This window comes from Halorubrum sp. SD612, from assembly GCF_002135005.1.
The window spans coordinates 1-3,049 of sequence record NZ_NEWI01000230.1; the positions used below are offsets into that span (position 1 = coordinate 1).

Annotated in this window: 4 protein-coding genes; 3 read left to right on the forward strand and 1 reads right to left on the reverse strand. The window is 69.6% G+C overall.

From position 1 onward, the window contains the following. The coding region (locus tag B9G38_RS15585) for a 3'-5' exonuclease (protein ID WP_303646245.1) at positions 1-1,207 on the reverse strand (1,207 nt) is incomplete at its 3' end. Between the two features lie 102 nt (positions 1,208-1,309). Between B9G38_RS15585 and B9G38_RS18405 the strand changes: the two genes are divergently transcribed. The 3 genes from B9G38_RS18405 to B9G38_RS15595 all read left to right on the forward strand — a co-directional run bounded on the left by B9G38_RS18405 (position 1,310) and on the right by B9G38_RS15595 (position 2,500). After that, the gene (locus B9G38_RS18405) at positions 1,310-1,480 is read left to right on the forward strand and encodes a hypothetical protein (protein ID WP_198945718.1); all 171 of its coding nucleotides are present in this window, start codon (positions 1,310-1,312) and stop codon (positions 1,478-1,480) included. Between the two features lie 67 nt (positions 1,481-1,547). Continuing rightward, entirely contained in the window at positions 1,548-1,970 is a 423-nt protein-coding gene (locus B9G38_RS15590) for a hypothetical protein (protein ID WP_086220982.1), read from the forward strand. 80 nt (positions 1,971-2,050) lie between these two features. Then, positions 2,051-2,500, forward strand: a complete 450-nt coding sequence (locus tag B9G38_RS15595) for a hypothetical protein (RefSeq protein WP_086220983.1) — start codon at positions 2,051-2,053, stop codon at positions 2,498-2,500. The last annotated feature ends 549 nt before the right edge of the window (positions 2,501-3,049 follow it).

A 3,049-nucleotide genomic window follows, 5' to 3' on the forward strand; every position in this document is an offset into this window, starting at 1 on the left:
ACGACTCCAGCTCGGTGAACATCGTGCGCTTGTAGGCGTACAGGAGGTCGAAGACGACCCGTCCCTTCACGTCCGGACCGCCCCAGCCGGAGCGCCACACCTCGCCGATCCGGGAGAGCCGGTCGACCGAGAGGTCGTACTGGCTGCCGTCGTCGAGCACCTCCAGCCGGTCGAGGAGGTACGGCGCGTCGAAGTCCTCGAAGTTCCACCCGGTGAGCAGGTCCGGGTCGGTGTCGTCGATGTACTCGACGAACGCGTCCAGCATCGCGGCCTCCTCCTCGAAGGTCCGGACCTCGAAATCGACGTCCGACCCGTCCCCGACGATCCCCTCGTACTCCGGGAGACCCTCCGGCGGGGGGACCTCCGCTTCCGGGGCGTCGTACAGCCAGACGACGTACTCGTCGTCGTAGGAGTCGTGGCTGGTGAGACAGATGATCGGCTCCTCGCCGTCCTCGGGGAACCCCCGCCGGTCGTCAACCTCGATGTCGAAGGTGTTCACCCGCATCTCGGCGTCGACCTCGGCCGGTTCGAGGTGGCCCTCGTGGACCTGTATCGTCCCTTCCCCGTCGTCGAGGCGGCGCTCCTCGACGCGGATCCCGCCGTTGATCCCGTTGTCGATGAGAAAGCGGTTCGGGAAGAGGATGTCCGCCTCGAAGCTGGTCTCGAAGTCGTCGCGGATGTTCCCCACGTCGCGAGGCGTGCGCGTGACGATCCGGGTGAGCGGCTCGCCGCGGATGCTCTCGTACGGCTCGCCGTCCGGGTTCTCCTCGCGCGTGCCGATCACCACGTCGTACTCCTCGACCGGATCGCGGTCGAGGTCGGCCGTGGGCACGTAGAAGTACGGCTCGACGCCCAGCACGCGGAGGTGTTCGACGACGTCGTGGTCCGCGTTCCCGACGTGTTCGGCGTCCCCGTCGACGTTCTCGGCCGGCCGCCGGCCGAACACGTGGACGACCGGGTACTCGTCGCTGCCGTACCCCTCGACGGCGTAGTCGATCTGGGTGATCATCAGCTCGACGGTCCCCGTCGACTCCGGGAACTTCGCCTCGTCGACGTCGACGACGTCGCTGACGTGGCCCCGCCCGCCGCCGGCGACGGCGGCCGCCTCCTGGGCGGCCAGCTCCTCCCGTTCGGTGTCCGTGTCGCCGTCGGCCCCGTCGCCCGCGTCCCCGGTCGACGAGAAGTCCGACAGCCCCGACTGAGTCATATCCGCCCTTCGGCGTCACCCGGCTAAAAAACTCGGCTTTCGGGTGCGGCGAGGTCTCCCGCCACGGAAAGGCATATAATGTGTGACGACTTACCACGGTCCATGTCTTCGGACCCACGTTCCGAACCGGTGGCTCGTCCGGCCGACTCCGACGCGGTCGACGCCGAGGTGGAGGCGTACGAAGACGACGGGAACGTGGTGCTTTTCGACGCCACGAACCCCCTCGCGTGGGTCGAGGCGAGCCGAACGGTGCGGCTCGCCGACGCGCTCTGAGGCGGCGGGGCGGCTCCCGCCGCGTCCGGACGGAACCCCTTTGCCCCGGCGCGGCGTACGCCCGGGCGTGTTCAGCCTCGACGAGGACGACGAGGGCGAGATCTCCGTCGGCGAGAGCTCCGACGCCGAGCGGGAGATGACGCCCGACATCCCGAAGGCGCCCTCGGTGAAGACGTTCGACGACGGGGGCGACTTCGAGGGCGCCAGCGACGTGGACCGGGGGACCCTCCGCGCGTTCGTCGTCGCCGTCATCTACGCCAACGCCGCCGTCCTCCTCGTCGCGCTCGGCCCGATGGTGTGGTTCTTCGAGGGCTGGTCGCGGGTCGGGCCGGCGCTGTTCGTCGTCGGCCTGCTGGCCGGCGTCCGGACCTACCAGACGTACCGAGCGTGGAAGCGCTCGCGGGACGAGGCCGACGACGGGCCTGACGCCGACGACTCGGCGTCAGAGGCGACCGATCCGGACGCCGAGGCGACGCCCCCGGAAGCTTGACATCCTCCCCGCGCTGGAGCGCGAGGCCTTCTCCTCGAATCTCCGGAAGCGTAATGTCCGGCGAACGCCCTTTCCCGACCATGCAGACGGTCCGCGACGGCGACGGCGAGACGTACCTCCTCGTGAAGCGGTCCGCCGAGTCCAGCCGCGTCCGCGACCCGGCGACCGGCGCGGAGCGGTACGTCGACAACGACGACCTCCGGGTCGTGGACGGCGAGTCGGCGCTCGCGACCGCCGCCTCCGGCGTGCCGGAACCGGTCCGGCGGACGCTCGGCGCGGTCCGCGACGACCGGTCGCTCGGCCTGCTCGCGGTGGTCGTCGACGAGGGGCCGATCGCCGCGATCGACCTCCTCGACGCCGCCGACATGTGCGAGTCCGACCTCCACGGGACGATCACGGAGCTCCGCGCGGCCGGGCTGGTCGACGAGGCCGAGGTCGCGGGGCGACGCGGCTACGAGGCGACCCCGGTCGCGGTTGAGGCGCTGGGGCTGTTGCGGGACGGGTCGGCGGACGAGGGCGACGGCGACTGATATTCCATTTATAAGTACGAGCCGTAGCCGTCCGCGACTGTTCTCTTATAAATTGCTGACAGTAAATCGCCGTTGAACACCTCTAAAACACCAGTCGCGAGGCGATACGTGTTTATCCGGCGATCGACGGCGAACACCTCCAAAGCCCCAGCCGTTCGCTTATAAATAGTTGATTCTAGATCGGCGCCAAACACCTCCAAGGTCCCAGCCGCTTACGTATAAACAGTCGGCGACGGATCGGCGCCGAACACCTCCAAAGCCCCAGCCGCGAGGACTCGGGGACCTTGCTGCGCTCCTCGCTCACTTCGCTGCGGTGCTTGCTGCGGCCGCCTTCGCCCTCGCGGCTGCCCCTTTGAGTCCCACCCCGCACAGCGACCGCACCTCACACCTCCCCAGCCTCGCGGCTCACGCTTCGCGGCTGCGCCGCTCGCGTTCGCCGCGTCCCTCGCGCGTGCTCCTCGCGGCCGCCACCGGCGGCCGCGCGGAGCACGCGCGGGGGACGCGGCGAACGCGAGGCGCGCAGCGCGGAACGCGGAGCCCGTACTCGTC

Coding starts and splice junctions, on each gene's coding strand:
- B9G38_RS18405 (WP_198945718.1), top strand. CDS start 1,310: ATGTCTTCGGACCCACGTTCCGAACCGGTGGCTCGTCCGGCCGACTCC.
- B9G38_RS15595 (WP_086220983.1), top strand. CDS start 2,051: ATGCAGACGGTCCGCGACGGCGACGGCGAGACGTACCTCCTCGTGAAG.